At 67.4% G+C, this 20,795-nt stretch carries 19 protein-coding genes and 1 riboswitch; of the genes, 5 read left to right on the top strand and 14 right to left on the bottom strand.

Annotated elements, in window-relative coordinates:
• Positions 1–20: 20 nt before the first annotated feature.
• Positions 21–1,427: a class II 3-deoxy-7-phosphoheptulonate synthase gene (locus MKW15_RS18000; protein WP_240860551.1), complete on the bottom strand. Its 1,407-nt coding sequence runs from the start codon at positions 1,425–1,427 to the stop codon at positions 21–23.
• 44 nt (positions 1,428–1,471) lie between these two features.
• Positions 1,472–1,957 (bottom strand): polyadenylate-specific 3'-exoribonuclease AS, encoded by a 486-nt coding sequence (locus MKW15_RS17995; protein WP_240860550.1) that lies wholly within the window; start codon positions 1,955–1,957, stop codon positions 1,472–1,474.
• 132 nt (positions 1,958–2,089) lie between these two features.
• Between MKW15_RS17995 and MKW15_RS17990 the strand changes: the two genes are divergently transcribed.
• Positions 2,090–3,736, top strand: a complete 1,647-nt coding sequence (locus MKW15_RS17990) for a mannosyltransferase (protein ID WP_240860549.1) — start codon at positions 2,090–2,092, stop codon at positions 3,734–3,736.
• A 28-nt stretch (positions 3,737–3,764) separates the two neighbouring features.
• Here the strand turns inward: MKW15_RS17990 and MKW15_RS17985 are convergent, their stop codons facing one another.
• From MKW15_RS17985 to MKW15_RS17960, 6 genes are all read right to left on the bottom strand, one after another.
• On the bottom strand, positions 3,765–4,478 hold the full coding sequence (locus MKW15_RS17985; RefSeq protein ID WP_240860572.1) for a lysophospholipid acyltransferase family protein: 714 nt from the start codon (positions 4,476–4,478) through the stop codon (positions 3,765–3,767).
• Positions 4,479–4,610: 132 nt separating this feature from the next.
• On the bottom strand, positions 4,611–5,654 hold the full coding sequence (locus MKW15_RS17980; protein ID WP_240860548.1) for an ROK family protein: 1,044 nt from the start codon (positions 5,652–5,654) through the stop codon (positions 4,611–4,613).
• 4 nt (positions 5,655–5,658) lie between these two features.
• Positions 5,659–6,174, bottom strand: coding sequence for a hypothetical protein (locus tag MKW15_RS17975; protein ID WP_240860546.1), 516 nt, complete (start codon positions 6,172–6,174; stop codon positions 5,659–5,661).
• Positions 6,175–6,244: 70 nt separating this feature from the next.
• Entirely contained in the window at positions 6,245–7,447 is a 1,203-nt protein-coding gene (locus MKW15_RS17970; protein WP_240860570.1) for an ArsA-related P-loop ATPase, read from the bottom strand.
• A gap of 20 nt (positions 7,448–7,467) precedes the next feature.
• Positions 7,468–7,905 carry an SRPBCC family protein gene (locus tag MKW15_RS17965; RefSeq protein ID WP_240860544.1) on the bottom strand — a complete coding sequence of 146 codons (438 nt, stop codon included), beginning with the start codon at positions 7,903–7,905 and terminating at the stop codon, positions 7,468–7,470.
• On the bottom strand, positions 7,905–8,342 hold the full coding sequence (locus MKW15_RS17960) for a hypothetical protein (RefSeq protein WP_240860543.1): 438 nt from the start codon (positions 8,340–8,342) through the stop codon (positions 7,905–7,907). Before MKW15_RS17960 ends, MKW15_RS17965 begins: the two co-directional genes overlap by 1 nt.
• Before the next feature lie 129 nt (positions 8,343–8,471).
• Here MKW15_RS17960 and MKW15_RS17955 point away from each other — a divergent pair, with 129 nt between their 5' ends.
• Entirely contained in the window at positions 8,472–10,295 is a 1,824-nt protein-coding gene (locus MKW15_RS17955) for an AMP-dependent synthetase/ligase (protein ID WP_240860542.1), read from the top strand.
• 398 nt (positions 10,296–10,693) lie between these two features.
• Here MKW15_RS17955 and MKW15_RS17950 read toward each other — a convergent pair whose 3' ends face one another.
• The 4 genes from MKW15_RS17950 to MKW15_RS17935 form a co-directional block, all read right to left on the bottom strand.
• The gene (locus MKW15_RS17950; protein ID WP_240860541.1) at positions 10,694–11,818 is read right to left on the bottom strand and encodes a glycosyltransferase family 4 protein; all 1,125 of its coding nucleotides are present in this window, start codon (positions 11,816–11,818) and stop codon (positions 10,694–10,696) included.
• Positions 11,819–11,837: 19 nt separating this feature from the next.
• Positions 11,838–13,148, bottom strand: coding sequence for a peptidase MA family metallohydrolase (locus tag MKW15_RS17945; RefSeq protein ID WP_240860540.1), 1,311 nt, complete (start codon positions 13,146–13,148; stop codon positions 11,838–11,840).
• Between the two features lie 147 nt (positions 13,149–13,295).
• Positions 13,296–14,369 carry a C40 family peptidase gene (locus MKW15_RS17940; protein WP_374247450.1) on the bottom strand — a complete coding sequence of 358 codons (1,074 nt, stop codon included), beginning with the start codon at positions 14,367–14,369 and terminating at the stop codon, positions 13,296–13,298.
• 247 nt (positions 14,370–14,616) lie between these two features.
• Complete coding sequence (locus MKW15_RS17935) at positions 14,617–15,300, bottom strand: C40 family peptidase (RefSeq protein ID WP_240860539.1); 684 nt, start codon at positions 15,298–15,300, stop codon at positions 14,617–14,619.
• A 17-nt stretch (positions 15,301–15,317) separates the two neighbouring features.
• Positions 15,318–15,525: riboswitch (cyclic di-AMP (ydaO/yuaA leader) on the bottom strand.
• Between the two features lie 626 nt (positions 15,526–16,151).
• Here MKW15_RS17935 and MKW15_RS17930 point away from each other — a divergent pair.
• Both MKW15_RS17930 and MKW15_RS17925 read left to right on the top strand, forming a co-directional pair.
• Positions 16,152–17,972, top strand: coding sequence for a DEDD exonuclease domain-containing protein (locus MKW15_RS17930; RefSeq protein ID WP_240860538.1), 1,821 nt, complete (start codon positions 16,152–16,154; stop codon positions 17,970–17,972).
• Positions 17,973–18,037: 65 nt separating this feature from the next.
• On the top strand, positions 18,038–18,316 hold the full coding sequence (locus MKW15_RS17925) for an Lrp/AsnC family transcriptional regulator (RefSeq protein ID WP_240860537.1): 279 nt from the start codon (positions 18,038–18,040) through the stop codon (positions 18,314–18,316).
• 16 nt (positions 18,317–18,332) lie between these two features.
• Here the strand turns inward: MKW15_RS17925 and trpD are convergent, their stop codons facing one another.
• Together trpD and MKW15_RS17915 are read right to left on the bottom strand one after the other, a co-directional pair.
• Positions 18,333–19,412, bottom strand: a complete 1,080-nt coding sequence (gene trpD / locus MKW15_RS17920; protein ID WP_240860536.1) for an anthranilate phosphoribosyltransferase — start codon at positions 19,410–19,412, stop codon at positions 18,333–18,335.
• A gap of 46 nt (positions 19,413–19,458) precedes the next feature.
• Positions 19,459–20,001 (bottom strand): hypothetical protein, encoded by a 543-nt coding sequence (locus MKW15_RS17915; RefSeq protein ID WP_308221071.1) that lies wholly within the window; start codon positions 19,999–20,001, stop codon positions 19,459–19,461.
• Between the two features lie 105 nt (positions 20,002–20,106).
• Here MKW15_RS17915 and ctaE point away from each other — a divergent pair, with 105 nt between their 5' ends.
• The gene (gene ctaE, locus MKW15_RS17910) at positions 20,107–20,724 is read left to right on the top strand and encodes an aa3-type cytochrome oxidase subunit III (protein ID WP_240860534.1); all 618 of its coding nucleotides are present in this window, start codon (positions 20,107–20,109) and stop codon (positions 20,722–20,724) included.
• Positions 20,725–20,795: the final 71 nt, after the last annotated feature.

The raw sequence follows: 20,795 nt of genomic DNA, 5'->3' as shown, positions 1-20,795 counted from the left end.
CTCTTCCCACACCCGCACGCCTATCCGCGCAGCATCTCCGCGACCAGGAACGCGAGCTCCAGCGACTGCTGGGTGTTCAGTCGGGGGTCGCACGCGGTCTCGTAGCGACCGGCCAGGTCGAGGTCCGAGATGTCCTGTGCCCCACCGAGACATTCGGTGACATTCTCACCTGTCAGTTCGATGTGCACACCGCCCGGGTGGGTGCCCAGCGCGTGGTGCACCTCGAAGAAGCCCTGGACCTCGTCGACGATGCGATCGAAGTGACGCGTCTTGAAACCGGTGGAGGCCTCGTGGGTGTTGCCGTGCATGGGATCGCACTGCCAGATGACCTTGTGCCCGGTCGCCTCGACCGCGGACACGATCGCCGGCAGCACGTCGCGCACCTTGCCGTTGCCCATGCGAGCGACCAGCGTCAGGCGGCCCGGCCGCTTGTGCGGATCGAGCAGCTCGACGTACTCGACGGCCTGTTCGGGCGTGGTCGTGGGACCGATCTTGACCCCGATCGGGTTGCTGATCAGCTCCGCGAACGCGATGTGCGCGCCGTCGAGCTGGCGGGTGCGCTCCCCGATCCACAGGTAATGGGCCGAGAGGTCGTAGAGCACCTTGCCGCCGGAATCGCCGGATGCCGGGCGGGGGTCGTCGGCGAGGCGCAGCATGGCTCGCTCGTAGTCGAGGACCAGCGCCTCGTGTGAGGCGAAAATGGCCGCCGAGGCCAGACTCGAGTCGGTGACGCCGCAGGCGTCCATGAAGCGCAGGCCACGGTCGATCTCCGACGCCAGTGCTTCGTAGCGCGCACCCGCGGGTGAGGTGCGGACGAACTCGCGGTTCCAGTCGTGGACACGACGCAGGTCGGCCTCGGAGCCGGTGAGCGCTCGCACCAGGTTCATCGCCGCCGCGGCGTTGGCGTAGGCCCGCACCAGTCGCGACGGGTCGTGTGCGCGTACCGCCTCGTCGGCCGGGAAACCGTTCACCATGTCGCCGCGGTAGGACGGCAGGCCCAGCGCGTCGGTGTTCGACGACCGCGGCTTGGCGTACTGACCGGCGATCCGGGCCAACTTGACCACCGGCAGGCTCGCGCCGTAGGTCAGCACCACCGCCATCTGCAGCAGCGTGCGGATGTTGCCCTTGATGTGCGGTTCGGTGTTGTCGGCAAAGGTCTCCGCACAGTCGCCGCCCTGCAGCAGGAATGCGCGGCCCTCGGCGACTTCGGCAAGCTGCGTCGACAGCGCCTCGACCTCGGCGGGCATGCAGATCGGCGGCACGCTCTCGAGCACCGTGCGCATCTTGCGTGCCTCGTCGGCGGGCCAGCTCGGCTGCTGGAGCGCCGGCCGGCCGATGGCGTCACGGAAACGCGCTTCGAGGTCGCCGGGGAGCGGCGGCAGCTCGGGAAGTTCATCGATCGGAACGTCTACGGTCCAGTTCACCACGCTGCCCAGGGTAGATCAGCGGACGGTGTTCGCCGGTGCCGGGTTCAGCTGTGGCGGGCGCGTTCGATCGCCTCCCACTTGCGCAGGTTGTGGCGGGCGTCGGTCAGGGCGTCGTGCGCGTCCCGTGGCGACGGGGGCAATGCGGGCCGACCGGCAGCCTCCCAGTGCTGACGAAGCTCACGGGTGAAGCGCGGGATCTGACGTGGCAGAGCAGTCATCGGGCCCCACAGCTGGCAGAGGACCACGTGATCGTAGGCACCGACCCACGCCCAGAGTTCGACATCGCCGCCTCCCTCGTCGAAGAACGCGAGCAAGTCCTCACGTATGCGCCGACGGTCCCGCCAGTGCGGCGACGACGGGGACGGCAGCTTCGGTAACACGTTGGCGCGCACCCACTCGCCGGCCCGGCCGGGGTCGAACTCGGTCGACACCGCGTAGAACTCGCGACCGTCCTCGGCGACGACACCGATCGACACCAACTCGATTGTCGAGCCGTCCTCGATAAACTCCGAGTCATAGAAGTACCGCATACGCACAAGTATTGGTCACACCCGCAATGCGGACCCGCAACGAGGTGCCGTCACGGCAGTCAGGGGGTATCGGACCCGATGCCTGACAGGCCGCCGACACGCCCCGTACGCAGGTCGCTACCCTTGGAACTCGTGCGCTCCAGGTCTGTGCTGGCAACCGCGATCCTGGCGGCCTCGATCATCGCTCGGCTGATCTGGGATGCGGCGAACGCCAACGGCAGGAACTTCGTGGACCTGCACGTTTATCGCGACGGGTCGGCCGGTCTCGCCGACGGCTCCCTGTACCTGTTCACCTACTCGGGCTCCACGGACTTCGCGTTGCCGTTCACCTATCCGCCGTTTGCGGCCGTCGTGCTCTATCCGCTGTCGTTGCTGCCGTTCAGCCTCGTCGCGATCCTGTGGGAACTCGCCACCTTTGCCACGTTGTACGGGAGTGTGGTGCTCGCCCTGCGGCTCTGCGGGCGGACCACCGGCGTGTACGCCCTGGCGGCGGTATGGGCCGCGATCGCGATCTGGTGCGAACCGGTGCGCGTCACCCTCGACTACGGACAGATCAACGTCTTCCTGATGTTCTGCACCCTCCTGGCCGTGTCGATGGCGCGAACCGAGCGCGGCCAGATCATGGGCGGTGCGCTGATCGGCTTGCTCGCCGGCATCAAACTCACGCCGGCGATCACCGGGCTCTGGTATCTCGCGGTCCGCAAACCGCTCGGCGCTGTGGCCGCGGCCGGCGCCTTCGTCGCCACCATTCTGGGCTGCCTGCTGTTCTTCCCGTCGGTGACGCGCACGTACTACGGCGAACTACTCGGCGACGCCGACCGCATCGGTCCCGTGGCCCGGGTGATCAACCAGAGCATGCGCGGATCGCTCTCCCGGATCGCCGGACACGACGTCGGGTCGTCCTGGATCTGGCTGGTCGCGGTCGCCCTCGCGCTGGTGCTGGCCGTGGCGGCGTGGCGCGTGGTCCGCGACGACACGTTCGGCGTCCTGATGGTGGTCCAGCTGCTCGGCCTGCTGGTGTCGCCCATCTCGTGGGTGCATCACTGGGTGTGGCTGCTGCCCCTGGCCGTCTGGCTGGTCTACGGCGGCGGAGCCCGCCTGATGGGCGCGAAAGTGGTGCTCGGCGTGTGGATTGCCGTCGCGGCGATCGGGATTCCGTGGATTCTGAAGACGATCGACGAGTCGAGCCGGGAGCTGCCCGCGGCCCTCGTCGCGATCCTGGGCAGCGCGTGGTCGGTGATCGCCCTGGCCACTCTGGCCTGGATCGCCGTGACGCCCTGGATCGCCGTGACACGCAGCCGGGCTCGCACCGAGGTGGTTGCCGCGGCCATCATCGACGACGGACGCCTCCTGCTCGCCCAACGTGCGCGGCCGTCGGACCTGGCGGGCAAATGGGAACTCCCGGGCGGACGGGTCGAGCTGGGTGAGTCCGCGCACGACGCCGTGCGCCGCGAGATCCGCGAAGAGCTCGGCGTCGACGTCGAACCGCTCGATCGTGTCGGCACCGAGGTCGCACTCCGCGACGACCTCGTGCTCCGGGCCTACGCGGCGCGCCTGACCAACGGGACACCGCAGGCGCTCGAACATCTCGATCTGCGCTGGATGTCGGCGGACGACCTGCGCCACGTCGACCTCGACGACGTGGTGCCCGCCGATCGGGAGTGGCTGCCCTCGCTCATCGGCCTGCTGTCGTCGTCGGAAACCAACGAGGTGACGTCGACGACGCTGGCGCCGAGGCGCCCGGCCGCATCGGTCGACGAGCCGCACAACGCTGGTTGAAAACCCTCGGTGCCGGCTGACGATCGCTTCAGGCAGCGTCGGCGGAGGCCGCCGGCGGCTCGGCAGCCGGCTTCTTGTCCTTGAGCGACGCGGCGTAGATGTCGACGTACTGCTGGCCGGTGAGCTGCATGAGCTCGTACATGATCTCGTCGGTCACCGCGCGTTCGATGAACCGGTTGCCCTGCATGCCCTCGTAGCGGGCGAAGTCGAGAGGTTTGCCGACCTTCACGACCACCTTCGACGGACGCGGGAGCACGCTGCCGGGCGGGTTGAACTTGTTGGTTCCGATCATCGCGACCGGAATCACCGGCACGCCGGTGTCCAGCGCGATCCGGGCCAGCCCCGTCTTGCCCTTGAACAGACGACCGTCAGGTGAACGGGTGCCCTCGGGGTACATCCCCATCAGCTCACCCTTCTCCAACTGACGGCGCGCGGAGATCAGCGCTCCCTCCGCGGCCTGCGCACCCGACCGGTCGATGGGGATCTGGCCGACAGCGGTGAAGAACCACCGCTGGAAGGCGCCCTTGAGGCCGGTGCCGGTGAAGTACTCGGACTTGGCCAGGAAGTAGATGCGCCGGTTCACCATCAGGGGCAGGAAGAAGCTGTCCATCACCGCGAGGTGATTGCTGGCCAGGATCGCGGGCCCGCGATCAGGGATGTTCTCCAACCCCTCGATCCGGGGTCGGCCGAGCACGCGCAGAAGTGGACCCAAGAAGATGTATTTGAACGCCCAGTACCACATCTGCACTCTCCCTCACCGACTCACCGCAGCGACCATACCCGGAGCAGAACTCTACCCACCCACGCCGGGGTTCGTCATCGCACGGCCCGTGCCGCAATGTTTGTGTGACTTGGTGGTCCTGTCCAGCACCACTCATCCCAGAAGTTGGTCGGACGTCCGTCCGGCCAACGGGTGAGGCTGTTGGCGCACAAGATCATCCGTACTCAACTGCATCCGGGGTGCCGGCGCGCGCAGTCCCTGCCGCGCGACCTCCGCGGCCCCGATCACCCCGGCCGATTCGCCGAGCTGCGTACCCCGAATCCGGGCGAGCTGTCGATGCCCGGCGCCCGTGACCAGACGTGCGTAATGCTCGCGCGCCTCGTCGAGGAACAGACCCGACGCCGCACCGACGCCGCCGGCCAGCACGATCAGGTCGGGATCGAAGATGTCGGCGATCATGGCCAGACCCTGACCGAGGGAGGCGGCGAACTGCGTGAACGCCGCCAGCGCGACCGCGTCACCGTCGGCCGCGGCGCCCGCGACCCGGCGACCGGTCAGCGCCCCCGGGTCGGCCGCGACATCGGCGGCGAGCTGACTGCGGCCCCAATTGCCGTCGGCGAGCAGTTCGACGACGGTGTCGACAAGCGCCGTGCCGCTGCAGTACCGCTCCCAGCACCCCCGCTTTCCACAGGAACACACCCGACCGTCGGGAACGATCGTCAGATGCCCCAATTCCGGTGCGACACCGAAACTCCCGCGGTAGATCTCACCGTCGATCAACAGGCCGGCGCCGATACCGGTCCCGATCGCCAGGACCAGCGAATTGTGTCCGCGGGCGGCCGCGCCGAAGCGATACTCGGCGACCGCCGCCGAGTTGGCGTCGTGCTCGGCGAAGACCGGGATGCCGATGCGCCGGGTCATCTCCTCGGCGACCCGCGCCTCACGCCACGGCAGGTGCGGGGCGAATCTGATCACCTGCCGGTCCGGCGTCAGAAACCCGGCGATGGCCAGTCCGACGGCTTTGGCCGCCCACCTCGAGGTGAGTTCGCCGACCAGTCGATCCAGACAGTGCTCGAGCGCCTGCGCGGTCGGCGGGGTGGCGGCACGAAGGGTGTCGAGCATGGCGCCGTGGTCGTCGACCACCGACGCGCGCACGCTGGTGCCGCCGATGTCGATACCGATCGTCAACTCGCCCATGAGATCACTCCTTCGGTCGGTCCTCGGTGGACTCCGGACCGGTGGCCCGAGGGGGCGAGGGTTCGGGGAACGGTGGCCGAGAGGCGCGTGGCGAATCGATGCGCACGGCGATCGGCTGGTAGTGCCGGGGCGGCGACGTGTCGGCGGGCGTCGAACGCAACGCCTTGGCGATCGCCTCCAGTACTGCGATGAGTGCCGCGATCAGTCGTGCCAGCAGATCGCCGATCTCGGCGAGCAGCGAGGTGATCTCGCCCGACACGTCTCCCAGTCCGGCTCCCGCAGAAAACGCTCCGGCAGCGGCCTGCCCGGATCCGAACGATCCGGCGCCGAAGGTCTGGTCGGTGTCGGCACCATCAGCATCGGTACGCCGTGAGCGATTCCCGCCGAACATGGCCGCGACCTGATCGATCTGACCGGCCAATCCCAGCAGCAAGTCGCGCACCATATCGCTCTGGTGGGCTCCCGCACCGGCCGACCCGCCATGGTTTGTGCGGTCGCCGTCGTCGTCATCGGCGCTCATGAACGAGCACGCTCCTTCCGGACGGGAGTACAAGCCCCGCAGGGGCACAGGTTCCAGACGCTACCCGACATCACCGCTTCGGCCACACCGCAGGATCGGGCACGAAGCTGATGGCCAGACGCACGCCGTCCCACTCCGCATCCACCACGGTGCACCGGCGCAGCATCGACGGCAACCGGATCGGGTGCCGGAATCCCGACACGCTCACCAGCAGGTCGTCCCCGCTGCGTCCGAGCACCAGTCCGTCGGGGTCGGGCAATCCCTGTGGCCACGACATTCGATACGTGGCTTGCACGCCGGCGCCACCGACGGACTCCACCATCGCTGCCGCGGAGCCCTGAGGAACGCCGTGTGGTGCCGCCAATGTGACGCCGAGCTTGCGCAGCCGGGCGAGACGGTCGATCGTGTCGGGCGCGCGGCCCACGGCCCGGACCCCGACCACGACGCCCGCGGACTCCGACCGCTCGGCGACGAGATCGTTCAGTTGGGCCACGACGTCCTGGCTGCCCGGTCCGCCGGCCTCGTTGACCACCACCGACGTCAGCGGCAGTCCCATCACGTCGATGTCGGCAAGCATCGGCGCGACGAGCCGGCAGCCACGATCGTCGGCCCCGACGACGAGATGCACTGCGACGGCGGACGCATCGGTGATGAGTTCGGAGAGGTCTGCGCAGTCGCGGTCGATCGCGTCGACCGCAGCCGTGAGCGCCGCCATCGCCGGACGCTCCGCTGCGGCTGCGAGCCGCCGGTGACGCGGCCAGAAGCGGTTGAGCGCCTGCGAGAGAACCGCGGCCGCCCGCAGAAACGCGAACGGATCACCGACTCCGGAGCAGTCGACGACGATCCGCTGCCATTGTCCGCTGGTCGCCTCGTCGCGAATCCTGCGCAGCAACAGGAAATCCTCGATCCCGGGCAAGGCGGTCAATTCGGCCGCGTCCACGCCGGCAATTGTGCCGACACCGGGTAGGGCGACCTTCGACCGTCGGACGCTCTCGGAGAGAACGTCGACAAATGCCGCCCAGGTCTGCTCGCTGAGGTCGAGACGATCGAGGGTCAGCAGGTGCAGGTATTGCGACACCGCGACCACCTCGCCGGGCTGCCGGTACACGCCCGCCCACGACGCGGTCGGCGAATTGCGGTCCAGCGTGACGAGCAGGGTGTGCCGAGCCGGCCGCGTGACAGACTGTCGGCTGTCACGCGGCGCGCGGGGCCGCTCTGCCGCCCCGGCCGTCGCGACGACAGACACGCCACAACCCCCGGGACCGAGCACCAGATGGATCGGTGTGAGATCGATCAGCCTTCGACCCTTTTCTTCAGGTCGTGCAGGGCGGCGTCCGTGATCGCCTTCTCCGCACGGCGTTTCAGTGCACCGATCAGGGGCACCACGAGGTCGACCATCAACTCGTAAGTGACCTTCGTCGAACCCGGCACCTGCTCGGTGAGCACGTACCGGCCGCGCTGATCGCGCTGGAGTTCACTGGAGACGAGACGCCACGACACGCCTTCGCCGTGCGAATCCCATTCGTAGGCAAGCACATACGTGTCCTGCAGGACACCCGCGTCAAGGACGAATCGTACCTGCTGGGCGCGTCCGGACGCGTCGGTGCTCAGCACCTCGACCTCCCGCGCGGCCGAGACCCACTCCGGATAGTTCGCGAAATCCGCGATGACCGCCAGGATGTCGGCCGCGTCGGCATTGATGATGATGTCGCGCTCGGTGTGGTCGGCCATCAGTGTGTTCCGACCCCTGACGCGTCCAGCCCGGACGCCTGCACCCCGACTGCCGGGCCGCCGACGATGCGCCCCGATTCGAGGTCATCCTTGACCGCGAAGGACATCACCTTGCCCGCCACCCGACGTTGCTTGTTCTCCTGCGCCAGATCCGCGGCCGAGCCCGCAATTCGATCGCCGAGCGAGCCGGCGGGTTCGGCATGCAGGAAGTAGTGGAGGACAAAGCCGTCGAGTACCGCTTCACACCAGACCTCCATCGTCCCCCGCAACGGCCCGTCCACCGTCCACCGCACCCCCTGGGCGCCGCGGTCCTCGGTGACGGTCAGCGACAGATCCGGCCACCAGCGTCGCCAACGGGCGCGATCGGCGATCACGTCGGCCACCAAGGCCGGGGCCGCGGCGACAAATGTCGCATCGGCCACCTGAATACTCGTCACGACATTAGCTTCACACATGCACCACAGGCGACGGTAGGGCCCCCAACTGCGCCGTCGCGCGAGGTCCGGTTGGCCGACGGCTATACCATTGGTGTCGACGAATACCGCAGTACTCGAGAGGGGTCACCGATGACCGAAACCGATGTCCAGCCGTTCAGCGTTTCGGCGAAGTTCACCATCGCCGCCGAGGACAATTGCACCGACATCATTTTCGACATCGCCGACAAGACCCCCGATCGCACCGTTTTCCTCCACAAGCGGGGCGACGAGTGGGTGCCGATGAGCGCCCGCGAGTCCGTCGAACGCATCACCGCGATCGCCAAGGGCCTGATCGCGTCCGGGGTGAAGCCCGGCGACCGCGTCGCACTGCTCTCCCGAACCCGCCTGGAATGGACGCTCATCGATTTCGCCATCTGGTCGGCGGGTGCCATCACGGTCCCGATCTACGACTCGTCCTCGGCGGGCCAGATCGAATGGATCATGCAGGATTCCGGCGCCACCGTGATCATTCTGGAAGACGACGGGCATCGCGACGCATTCAACTCGATCCAGACGCTGCCCGACACGATCGCGGTGTTCCAGATCGATCGGACCGACGGACCGAGCGCGGTCGCCCAACTGACCGAGACGGGTGCAGACGTCCACGACGACGAGGTCACCAAGCGTCGTGCGACCGTCGGTTCGGCCGACCCGGCCACCCTGATCTACACGTCGGGAACCACCGGACGCCCCAAGGGCTGTGAACTCACCCACGCGAACATGCTGTCGGAGGTCCGGGGCGTACTCGAAGGAGATCTCCTCGACGAGTTGCAGCGCCGGCCCGAGAAGCGACTGCTCATGTTCCTGCCACTGGCCCACGTTCTCGCCCGGGCCATCACCCTCGTCGCAATCGAGGCGGGCGCGCAGGTGGGCCACTACGCCGACACCTCGACCCTGGTACCGGAGTTCGCACGGTTCAAGCCGTCCCTCATCCTCTCGGTCCCCCGCGTGTTCGAGAAGGTCTACAACACCGCCCGCCAGGGTGCACACGACGGCGGCAAGGGCAAGATCTTCGACGCGGCCGCCGACACCGCCGTCGCGTATTCGAAGGCATCCGAACGTGGTCAGGTCGGCCTGGTCCTCAAGGCCAAGCACGCCCTCTTCGACGCCCTGGTCTACAAGAAGCTGCGTGCCGCTCTCGGCGGCGAATGCGCCATGGCCATCTCCGGTGGCGCACCGCTCGGTGCGCGTCTCGGTCACTTCTTCTCCGGCGTCGGCATCCCGGTGTACGAGGGCTACGGTCTCACCGAGACCACGGCCGCGTTCAGCGTGAACACACCGGCCGCGAGAAAGATCGGCTCCGTCGGAAAGCCGTTGGCCGGCAACGAAGTTGCCATCGCCGAGGACGGCGAGGTGTTGCTGCGCGGCGGCGTGGTGTTCAAGGAGTACTGGCAGAACCCGGAGGCGACGGCGACAGCGGTCACCGACGGCTGGTTCCACACCGGAGACCTGGGCAAGGTCGACGGCGAAGGATTCATCACCATCACCGGCCGCAAGAAGGAACTGATCGTCACCGCGGGCGGCAAGAACGTCTCCCCCGCCGGCCTCGAAGACGTCATCCGCGCCAGCGCCCTCGTGTCACAGGCGATGGTCGTCGGCGACCAGAAGCCGTTCATCGCGACACTCATCACCATCGACCCGGAGGCATTCCCGGCCTGGAAGGAACGCAACGGCAAGCCGGCAGCGGCCACGGTCGCCCAACTGGCCGACGACCCGGATCTGCGCGCAGCGGTGCAGGCCGCGATCGACGACGCCAACGCGACCGTGTCGCATGCCGAGGCCATCAAGAAGTTCCGGATTCTGCCCACCGATTTCACCGAGGAGACCGGGGAGATGACCCCCACTCTGAAGGTCAAGCGCAACGTCGTCGCCGAGAAGTTCGCCGACGACATCGAGGCGATCTACGCGAAGTAGCCGTCGACTCACTCGCCCACGCGGAGGAGCGCGGCCTCGTCGCAGAAGCCGCACTTGTCGCCAGAAACCTGCTCGCCGCCGCAATTGCGGCCACCGTCACAGAAACCTCACTCGTAGTCAGAGACCGTCAGCGGTTCCGACGGTCTCTGATTAGAAACAGGGACGAGGTCCCTGTCGCAGCGCAGTCCTCGGAACCGGGAACATCGTCGTCGAGCGAAGGAATCGCGATCCGCCACAAAAGTAGGGGAAGAAACTTCTTCCCCTACCCTTGGTGTCCTCCCCCAGAAAATTCTCGCGGATGACTGCGAACCTCGGGGAAGAAGTTCTTCCCCTAGATTTTTCGGGCAGGACGCTGACACATTCCCCAGTTCAGCGGGTTGGTCACCGTCCTCTTCGGATCAGAGCAACTGCCGCAGCCGTGCGGCCATGTGCTGCCACTGCCAATTATCGACGACGAAACGTCTTGCCTGCCTGCCCATCTCGGCGGCCGCCGCCCGATCTCCGAGGATCGACAGGATGGCCATGGCGACCGCGTCGACGTCGGTGCCGTCCACGACGGTGCCGGTGACCCCCTCGACAACGGTCTCGGGCGCACCCCCGGATTGGCCGGCAACCACCGGCACCCCGCAGGCCGACGCCTCGAGATAGACGATCCCGAGACCCTCTACGTCCAGGCCGCCGCCACGGGTCCGGGCCGGCATCGCGAACACGTCGGCGACGCTGTGATAGGCGGGAAGGTCTTCGGACGCAACGCCTCCGGTGAACACCACGTGGTCGGCCACGCCGGACTCGTCGGCGAGTTGGTGGAGCTTGTCGGCGTACGGCCCCCCACCGACGATGACCAGGACCGCGTCGGGCACCGTGCGGCGGATCAGCGGCAGTGCCCGGATCAACGTGTCCTGACCTTTCCGAGGCACGAGCCGCGACAGGCAGAGGATGGTCGGACGGTCGCCGAGGCCGAGCCGGCTCCGAATCTCGGTGCGCCGCTCCGCATTCGGCGTGAAGCGTTCGACGTCGACACCCGGCGGCAGGTACTCGAGTGCGGCGTGGCGACCGAAGGCCGACGCGAAACGCCCACGCGTGTAACGGCTTACGAACGTGATCACATCGACATGTCGACCGATGAACCCGAGAACCTGGCGGGCCACCGGGAGCATCGACCAACCGACCTCGTGGCCATGAGTACTGGCGATCACCCGCTGCGCGCCGGCGCGTCGAACGGCGGGGGCCAGCACCGCCAGTGGTGCGGCCGCACCGAACCACACCGTCGAAATGTTCTCCTGCGCCACGATTCGAGCGGCACGGCGCGCCACCAGCGGCGTCGGCAGCATCAGCGTCGTCGGGTGCCGATACACCTTGTAGGGCACCGCGGCGTCGAACTCGACGTGGGACTGCTTACGCCAACGCGGTGCGTACACGACGATCTCGTCGGGCGGCAGCAGATCGACAAGGTTCTGCAGGTACGACTGGATGCCACCGGGCCGCGGCGGAAAGTCGTTGGTGATCAACAGAGTTCGCTTCATCGCCCAGACCGGCTCACCGTCATCGAACCTGTTCGGTCAGCCACCGCTGCCAGCGCGACACCAACTCGGCACGCGTGATACCCAGCACCGTCGCGATGGCGGCATCCTGACGTCCGACGTCCACCGTGGAGGCGACACCGAGATAGAGCTGCTTGAGTCGCGTCTCACCGTAGCGCTGCGCGACGTAGGCCGCGATGGACCACGCCGACTGGTAAGCCAGCTGCGACGCGTCCCCGCCGGCGGCGAAGGCTGCGTCTGACGGAAAGGCGGCCGGTGGACCCGAGTCGGTCACCTCGGCCGCCAATTCGGGAGCGGCGTCGGCGAAGCGACGGTATGTGTCCTTGCGGCCGACGTACTCGGGCACGCCCTCGGTGATCCACATCGGCGCGCCCACGGCTGTACTCAGCCGCGCGGCCACATGGGTGAGTTCGTGTCGCATGACGACGCCGAGCGCGGGCGTCGGCAACGATCGCGCCTCCGGCGTCAGCACCACCCGCTGTCCGACCGCCACACGCTTACGGGCGTCGATCCGGTCGTACACCGTGGCGGCCGCGGCCCCGCCGATCACACTGCCTGGTGCCAGCGCCTCGAACTCCGCGTCACGGGCCGTGGCCACCACGAGCGCACGCTGGGGCCACGCGGTCCCCCAGAAGTCGGTGACGGCGGTAACCGCCCCTCCCAACAGCTCCTGAAGACGGCCCACCTCGGTCGCAGTGTCGGGATACGACGCGATCACCGACTCGCCGCCGGCCGTCCGAACATCGCGCACCTCGAGGCCGGGCAGATCCCACATCTGTTTGTCGGCGGCGGGGCGTCCGGCCAGCGTCGCATCACCCACGATCTTCCAGCTGTCGCCATAACGGGCCACGACCAACTGCGCCGAATCCACCATCTCGGGCTCGGCGAGGCCGGGCTTCGACGCACCGCCGAGCGCGTGATGAAGTTCGACCGGCGCGACCCAGGAGTCCGAACTGCCCTGCTCGTCCAGCGCCTCCTGCACTTCGGAAGACACCAGTGCCTCGGCTTCTTCGGTCGGCGCGAGCTGATATCGGAAGACGGCCGGGCGCAACGCCGACCCGCGACCCTCCGACGACGCGCTTTCCGACGCCGACGAGTCGTCGGCGAAGTTCGCGGTCACCACCATGAGGCGATTGCGGAACGCCGCGGGAGCACTCTCGTCGAGCAGTGCGGCCACCGCCCGCCGGTCACCACGCACCACGGCACGGCTGAACGAGTCGAGCAGCGCGGTCACGCCCGCGGAACGCTGCGCTTCATAGACGTTGTCGGCGGTCGACGGCGTGGCGGGAACCGACGATGTGGACGTGATCACCGTCGGCGGTGGACCCGATGAACACCCCACGAGCGTCCCGAGAATCACCGCTGATGCCGCAGCCACCGACAGCGAGCGGCTCGTCCGATGCTCACGCACCGGTGCCCCGCGTCCACTTCAGGACGCCAGAGTCGCGTGTCACGTCATTCAGTACCGGCGAGCCGCATTGTACGGTCCGGCCTCGTCGATGGGGACCACCTTGACAGGGACGCCGAAGGTGGATGCGTGGATGACGTAACCGTCGCCCACGTACATCCCCACGTGGGTGGCGCCGGGGTAATAGATGATCAGGTCGCCCGGTTCCAGATTGTTGCGGTCGATCGCACGTCCGGAGGCCAACTGCGCCTCACTCGAGCGTGGCAGTGTCTTTCCTGCCTGCTTGTAGGCCCACACCATGAGTCCCGAGCAGTCGAAGGAATTCGGTCCGGTGGCTCCCCAGACGTACGGGTCACCGATCCTGGTCAGCGCGGCCTGCACGGCGATCAGCGGCAGCGACGTTCCGCGCGGCACGAGCCGGGGGTCGAAGGTGAACTTCGGTCCCTGCAGTTCGGCGAGCTGCTTACCCGTCATCGACTTGTAGACGGCACGGATCTGAATGGCCTGCAGCTGCATGTTGGCCCGTTTGGTCTGCAGGTTGCCGCGCACCCGTTCGACGCGCGAGACGGCCTCGGTGGCGGTCGTCGCGGCACGCTCGGCGTCGACCTTCGCCGACGCGGCGCGCTTGCGAGCCTGCTTGAGGTTGGTCAGGTCCCGGGCGGCCTGGCGGGCGATCATGTCCAGCCCGGACATCTGGTCGAGCAGGGACTGCGGCGAGTCACTGACGAGAACCGCGTACAGCCCGTTGATACGCGCGCCGCGGTAGCTGGCGCGCACGATCGAGTCGACGCGGCCCTGATACAGATCGAGCTGAACCTGCGACTGGTCGAGCGAACGCTGCGCAGTGGCTGCGGCACGGCGGGACGTGACCACGAGCCGGCGCTGCTTGTCGTATTCGATCTGCGCGTTGTGCATCGACTCCGCGGTCTTCTCCGCGTCGATGCCGAGCTGCTTGTAGCGAATGAGCAGCTGATCGGCCGTACGTGCGGGAATCGCCTGCGCGTCGCCGGTACCGCCGATACCCAGCGGCAGGGCGACCAGAATCGCCAACAGACCGGCAGCCAGCGCAGCGGGCGCCGAGCGCGACGAGATCACTCGTCGTGCGCCTCGCGAACGGGTTACCACCTTGCCATCACTCCTGTCGAAACTCACGGTCGATCCGGCATCTGGCACGGCCCACCGGGCGTCGCTGTGTGCGGAGAATCCCCCACGCCCCCAACTCCCTCTGATGAGCAACCCTAGTTGTGTGCCTGCCACCGGATGACCGGTTTGGCCACCCCGGATTCCTCCTGGGTAGCCAAGTGGTTTGGGCGGATCACGCCTGAATGCGTGATCCGCCCAAATCCGAAGTCATTACGCTGCCGGTTCGCGCTCAGTAGCGCCGAATGCCGACGAGCGACCATTCCTTGACCGCAGCCTTCTTCACCGGCTGACCGTAGGTCGAGGAGTGGACGAACATTCCGTTGCCGATGTAGATACCGGCGTGACCCCCACCGTTGAAGATGAGCACGTCACCGGGCTTGGCGTCTTTGTAGGCCACCGCGCGACCGCCACCGAGCTGACCGTAGCTGTCACGCGGGATGGTCTTGCCGGCCTGCTTGTAGGACCAGTAGACGAGGCCCGAGCAGTCGAACGCATTGGGGCCGGCAGCGCCATAGGAGTACGGCGAGCCGATCTTGCTCTCGGCGGCCTTCACGGCCTTCTCACCGGTGGTCAGCTGCGGCTGTCCCAGCGGCGCGCCACCGCGCGGCTTGAACTGCGGCGGGATCTGATTCTGGTTGATGCCGGGCACCGTGAACGTTCCCAGGTTCGGGATCTCAACCGTTGCGCCTTGCGGCTTCTTGGCGGGCTTTGCCTTCTTCTTGACCGGCTCGGTCTTGTGCGACGGCCCGAGACCGGGCACCTCGAACGTACCGAGGCCAGGCACCTCGACCGGGGCGGCGAGCGCGGGGCCAGCGGCCGCGGCAAGCGAACCGAGTGTGATCGATCCTGCGATCACGGCCTTCTTGGCAACCTTGCCCCCGCGGTTGGGCTGCTCCAAACGATGTTTGGCCACGAAGCGAGTTCTCCTTCAAGTTCTCCCTCTACCGCCTACCGAGTTAGCTGTCGGGTTCGGGCCGGAAGAGTGGCCCTACGCATGCCTCTACCCCGTGTGTCACCCGGACACACCTGGTTTCAGTACGCGATTCACCCCGATTCAGACTGGTCCGACAGACGTCCGACCCGCCCGAAGTTGGTGGTTCCCCGGTTCGCCGCGAGGGCGATTGAGCGGTGACCGCTTGCAGACCACTTCTTGGTGAAGCGGGACGCTCTGCAAAGGTCTCGGAAAGGTTACGAAATTGGATGCGGGTCTGTCCACTGGGCCACTACGGGCCCAACTTGTTCGCCCCGCTAACCAGCACGCAGGATGCGCGGACCACGGTCCGTTCCACGTGCCTGAACTGCAGTTTTCCCCGATCTTGCAGATCGTGCAGCGGAGCTGGACACCATTGCAGCAGAAACGAATACGTCGATGGCGAGGTCGAGTTCAGCGTCGGCCGCAGCCGTCGATCGGCGGTCCCGAACACCCCGGCCGTGAGCCCCATCGTCCCAGCTTGGAGTACCCAAGAGGACGTTCATGGCGCATCCGTCGCAGGCAACGGGACGACCCGGGCAGCTGCTGCAATCGACATACATTTGTGATCTCCATCTCATTTTGCCCTTGTCGGGATGTCGTCAGCGTGTTGGCGGGTGGGTCATCTGTCCACTGCGCCGGGCGGTACCTGCGTCGACGACAGGCTCCGCTCAGATCTGGACACTAGGGGCACCCTCCGACAAACTCCGTCGATCACAACTGCCACTGCGGTTATCCGGGGTCGCTGGTGTCACTGCAGCAACTTGTCGGGCCGTCGAACTAGTGTTCGCCACATGATGCAGAGTGGTCGTCATGCGGTGGACTCCGGTCAGCTCACCTTCGGAGATCTCGCCGACGAACTGAACAACGGTCCCGCCGGCCTCGCCAACGACTTCAGCGATCGCGCACTCTTCGACACCACTCTCGTCGTCGTCGACCTCGAAACCACCGGATCGAGCCCGGACGGTGATCGCATCACCGAGATCGGGGCGGTCAAGATCCGCGGCGGCGAGGTGCTCGGCGAGTTCGCGACGCTGGTGGACCCGGAGCGGTCCATTCCGCCGCAGATCGTCACGCTGACAGGCATCACGCACGCCATGGTGAGCGCGGCCCCGCGGATCGGAGAGGTGCTTCCCGCATTCATCGAGTTCGCCCGCGGGTCGATCCTGGTGGCACACAACGCCCGCTTCGACATGGGTTTCCTGCGCCGCAACGCGCTGCGACTGCATCTGGAGTGGCCGTTCTCGCTGACGCTGTGCACGGTCACCATGGCGCGCCGCATCCTGCACCGCGACGAGGCCCCGACGGTGCGGCTGTCGGCCCTCGCCGACCTCTTCGACGTCTCGGTCCGCCCCACTCACCGCGCACTCGACGATGCGCGTGCCACCGTCGAGGTGTTCCACCACCTCCTCGAGCGCGTCGGCAACCAGGGCGTGTACAGCGTGCGCGACCTGACCGACTATCTCCCTCGCACCGACCCCCGGCTAAGGGCCAAACGCCATCTCGCCGACCGGGTGCCGGCCCGACCCGGCGTCTACCTCTTTCGTGGGCCCTCCGACGAGGTCCTCTATGTCGGCACCGCGGTCGACCTCCGACGGCGCGTGCGGTCCTACTTCACCGGCAACGACCCGCGCCGTCGGATGGGCGAGATGGTGATGCTCGCGCAGCGCGTCGATCACGTCGAATGCAGTCACGGACTCGAGGCCGCGGTCCGCGAACTGCGGCTACTCGCCGCACACGCACCCGCTTACAACCGGAAATCCACTCAGCCGCACCGCGGTTGGTGGATCGTCGTGACCGCTGAGCGCTTTCCCCGGCTCAAGGTGTCCCGCACCCCGACAGACGAGGCCATCGGCCCGATCGGCAACCGAACCACCGCCGCGACGATCGCCGACGTCATCTCGGCTGCGGCCGGCCTGCGCACCTGCACCGGCCGGACGAGGTCCGGGGGCTACCACTGGTGTCGCCTGGACTCCCCCACACCGGCGGGCGCGCTGCCGCACCCCGGGCAGTGTCGGGCGGCGTCGACCGAGCCGCAGACGGTGCCCGACTATCTGCCCCGGGTGACCGCGGCATGCCGACTGCTGCGCGGCGAGTCCGACGATCTCCTCGAGGACCTGGCGGACCGGATCGGCGCGGCGGCACAAGCCCAGTTGTTCGAGACGGCCGCCCGGCACCGCGACCGCCTCGCACTGACCATCGACGCCCTCGCCCGCTGTCAGCGGCTGAGCGCCCTGTGCACGATCGCCGAGTTCGTCGCAGCCCGGCCCCACAGCACGGGAGGCTGGGAGTTCGCGGTGATCCGACACGGCCGCCTCGCCAGCGCGGGGGTCGCGATCCGTGGCGTCGCGCCGATGCCGGTGGTCGAGGCGCTCGTCGCGGCCGCCGAAACGGTGGTACCTGCCGAGGGCCCGCTGCTCGGCGCCAACGCGGAGGAAGCGGCGCTGCTCTACCGGTGGATCACCGAACCGGACGCGCGGATCGTGTCCTGCACCGAATCCCTTGCGCTGCCGTCTCGCTCGGCTGTGCGGTGGCTGTCCTGGTCCGCGACGGCCCAGCGCGCCCGCGACACGACCACACGGAGTGCGTCCACGGCAGCCCTGCGCGCAAGCTGATCAGGAACTCGGCAAGTCGTTGACGGTGCCCCGACATGCTCGCGAGATGTTCTACTGTGACACCCATGATCACCGCCATCGTGCTCATCTCGGCCGACGTTCATCAGATCCCGGAGACCGCGCAGGCGGTCGCCGACATCCCCGGTGTCGCCGAGGTCTACTCGTGCGCGGGCGACGTCGATCTCATCGCCAAGATCCGGGTGCGCGACCACGAGCAGATCGCCGAGGTCGTCACCGGCCGGATCAACCGGCTGCCGGGTGTGTTGCACAGCGCGACCCACATCGCGTTCCGCAGCTACTCCCGATCCGACACCGAGGGCGGCTTCTCCATCGGCGAGGAGTGAGCCTGCCTGCGCGCGATCAGCCGGCGGCCAGTTCGCTCGAGAGCTGGGCCCATCGCTGCAGAAGTTCTTGTGCCGCACCCGAATCGATGGCCTCGGCGGCACGCGCACGCGCTGCCCGGAACGCTTCGGTCAGCCCGTCCTGAGTCAGCGGAGCACTCTGCTCGAAGGCCACGATCGCGCCGGCCGCATTGAGCAACACGGCATCGCGCACGGCACCCTGGGTCCCGGCGAAGAGGTCTCGGGCGATCGCCGCGTTGACCGTCGCGTCGCCACCTTGCAGCGCAGACAATTCGACGCGTTCGATGCCGAGATCGAGTGGGTCGATCGACAGCTGAGTGACCTGGCCGTCGGCGACCTGCCAGACCGTCGAGGTCGTCGTGGTCGTCAGTTCGTCCAGTCCGTCGTCACCGCGTACCACCAGGGCCGCAGCTCCCCGGTCGGCGAACGCCCGGGCGAGCACCGGCGCCAGGTCCGCGAACGCGCACCCGATCAATCCGCGCGCGGGCCGCGCCGGGTTGGTCAGCGGACCGAGAACGTTGAACACGGTCGGGATACCGATCTCCTTGCGCGGCGGACCGGTGAACCGGAACGCCGGGTGGAACACCGGGGCAAAGCAGAATCCGATACCCAGTTCGTCCACGCAGCGGGCTACTCCGCTCGCGTCCAGCGAGATGGCGACGCCGAGTGCCTCCAGGACGTCCGCGCCACCACTCTTCGACGACGCCGCGCGGTTGCCGTGTTTGACCACCGGGACACCCGCGGCAGCGATCACGATCGACGTCATCGTGGAGATGTTGACGGTGTGCGACCGGTCACCACCGGTTCCGACGACGTCGACCGCGGGGCGCGACACCTCGACCAGGGTCGCGTGCGACAACATCGCATTCGCCAGGCCGATGAGCTCGTCGGGCGCGGCGCCCTTCATCTTGACGCCGACACCGAAGGCCGCGATCTGTGCGCCGGTGGCGCTGTCGGTCATGATCTCGTTCATCGCCCAGGCGGCTTCCTGCGCGGACAGGTCATGTCGATCGGTGACCTTGCCGAGGATCTGTGGCCACGTGTACGCGGATGCGGGCGGAGTCTGGGCGCTGCTCACGGGGTTACAGCCTAGGCCATCTCGAACCACCCGATTCCCGGCGATGTCAGGTGGGCGGGCGCTGCAGGACATGCCAGCACAGTGCGACGCCACCATGCCGCGACCCGAGGCTGGCCATCCTCGACCGCTCCTGCGACAGATGCATGGCGTCGAGTTGCTGAACTCTGGCCAACACCACCAGGGCATGGCCATCATCTCCGCTGATCGACCCACCCCCTTGCTCTACGCGGACATACCCATCGAGCGCAGCGATCGACACCGCTTCCGCACTCCGATGCACCGGTAGACGGAGAATGTGTCGCAGGACCACCTCGTCGTCGGGCCGCCACGACGACTCGGCGAGCGCCGTGGAACTCGCGACGGCGTCGTCGTCGGAACCTGCGACGACGACGAGGTCCGCGTCGTCGACCGACAGCGGCGCAACCGGGCCGGCCCCACCGAAACGACTCCGCAGCCGGGCCCACCGGCCGGGCTGCACCACGCGGCCGTTGAGATCCCGCGAACCCGGCGTGACACCGTCTTGATGATTCCGCTTCATTGCGTTCCAGCCAACCACATCGACGGTGCGCGACTGCCGTCGGCGGGACACGCCGGGCCTCCCCGATCATGGCCCCCACCTGCGCGGAGAGAAATAGTTCCGACCAATTTCCGACCCAAGTGGTCACCGCTTACTACGAACCGTCATACTTCATCTGTGACAAGCGCTGTAGGAACCTCAGGAACAGCCATCACCTCGCGCGTGCACTCGCTGAACCGGCCCAATATGGTCAGCGTCGGCACCATCGTGTGGTTGTCCAGCGAGCTCATGTTCTTCGCCGGTCTGTTCGCGATGTACTTCGTGGCCCGGGCGAACTCACCTGCCGACATCGGCTGGCCGGCCGAGCCGACCGAGCTGAATCTCGCGTTGGCGATCCCGGTCACCACGGTGCTGATCCTGTCGTCGGTGACCTGCCAGATGGGTGTGTTCGCGGCCGAGCGTGGCGACGTCTTCGGACTGCGGCGCTGGTACGTACTGACCTTCCTGATGGGCTCGTTCTTCGTTGCCGGTCAGGGCTACGAGTACTACCACCTGGTGCACGAGGGCACGACCCTCTCGTCGAGCGCCTACGGTTCGGTCTTCTACATGGCCACCGGATTCCACGGCCTGCACGTCATCGGTGGTCTCGTCGCCTTCATCTTCCTGCTGATCCGCACCAAACTGTCGAAGTTCACCCCGGCACAGGCGACAGCCGCGATCGTCGTCTCGTACTACTGGCACTTCGTCGACATCGTCTGGATCGGCCTCTTCGTCACGATCTACTTCGTCCGATGACATCGGCCGCAGCGCACCAGCCCGCGCTCTCGCGGCCCGGATAACGCTTCAGCCCCCGCGGGACCACCCGC

The organism is Gordonia gummivorans (assembly GCF_022513585.1).
Taxonomy (GTDB): domain Bacteria; phylum Actinomycetota; class Actinomycetes; order Mycobacteriales; family Mycobacteriaceae; genus Gordonia.
This window is presented reverse-complemented; position numbering and strand designations above follow the sequence as displayed.

Excerpts from the sequence above, each read along its gene's own strand:
- MKW15_RS17980 (WP_240860548.1), bottom strand. The coding sequence starts at position 5,654 with ATGGGCGAGTTGACGATCGGTATCGACATCGGCGGCACCAGCGTGCGC.
- MKW15_RS17965 (WP_240860544.1), bottom strand. The coding sequence starts at position 7,905 with ATGGCCGACCACACCGAGCGCGACATCATCATCAATGCCGACGCGGCC.
- MKW15_RS17975 (WP_240860546.1), bottom strand. The coding sequence starts at position 6,174 with ATGAGCGCCGATGACGACGACGGCGACCGCACAAACCATGGCGGGTCG.
- MKW15_RS17985 (WP_240860572.1), bottom strand. The coding sequence starts at position 4,478 with ATGTGGTACTGGGCGTTCAAATACATCTTCTTGGGTCCACTTCTGCGC.
- MKW15_RS17930 (WP_240860538.1), top strand. The coding sequence starts at position 16,152 with ATGATGCAGAGTGGTCGTCATGCGGTGGACTCCGGTCAGCTCACCTTC.
- MKW15_RS17955 (WP_240860542.1), top strand. The coding sequence starts at position 8,472 with ATGACCGAAACCGATGTCCAGCCGTTCAGCGTTTCGGCGAAGTTCACC.
- MKW15_RS17925 (WP_240860537.1), top strand. The coding sequence starts at position 18,038 with ATGATCACCGCCATCGTGCTCATCTCGGCCGACGTTCATCAGATCCCG.
- MKW15_RS17995 (WP_240860550.1), bottom strand. The coding sequence starts at position 1,957 with ATGCGGTACTTCTATGACTCGGAGTTTATCGAGGACGGCTCGACAATC.
- MKW15_RS17950 (WP_240860541.1), bottom strand. The coding sequence starts at position 11,818 with ATGAAGCGAACTCTGTTGATCACCAACGACTTTCCGCCGCGGCCCGGT.